This is a genomic window from Treponema sp. R6D11 (assembly GCF_054786075.1).
The window spans coordinates 1-370 of the sequence record NZ_BDHD01001165.1; the positions used below are offsets into that span (position 1 = coordinate 1).

General features: G+C 47.0%; 2 protein-coding genes. One reads left to right on the forward strand and one right to left on the reverse strand.

Annotated features, from left to right (window positions below):
- Nucleotides 1-248 (forward strand): AAA-type ATPase lid domain-containing protein (locus ACYVTD_RS17945; RefSeq protein ID WP_461248970.1); only part of this gene is annotated, 248 nt, incomplete at its 5' end.
- On the opposite strand, the gene ACYVTD_RS17950 is transcribed toward ACYVTD_RS17945, so the two are convergent.
- A complete protein-coding gene (locus ACYVTD_RS17950; RefSeq protein WP_461248971.1) occupies nucleotides 200-355 on the reverse strand; it encodes a sigma 54-interacting transcriptional regulator in 156 nt (51 codons plus the stop codon). The two genes, ACYVTD_RS17945 and ACYVTD_RS17950, sit on opposite strands and share 49 nt — an antisense overlap.
- Nucleotides 356-370: the final 15 nt, after the last annotated feature.

A 370-nucleotide genomic window follows, 5' to 3' on the forward strand; every position in this document is an offset into this window, starting at 1 on the left:
TAGACGACCTTGTTCAAAAAGGCAAATTCCGAAGCGACCTGTATTACCGCCTTAACGTCCTGCCCATTTATATTCCGCCTCTGCGAAGCCGTCCCGAGGATATCCCGGAATTGGCGCGGTATTTTCTTGATTTTTACATGAATCAGAACAATAAGAAATTTGACGGGTTTACGCAGGACGCCATGCAGGCCATGCTTGCCTATTCTTGGCCTGGCAACGTACGGGAGCTTCGGAATTTGCCTTTTTGAACAAGGTCGTCTATGTCCTTGTTTGTCGCCGTAATAATGCGCACGTCCACCGTAACCGTAATATCGGAGCCGACTTTTTCAAATTTCTTTTCCTGAATAACGCGCAAAATCTTCGCCTGAAG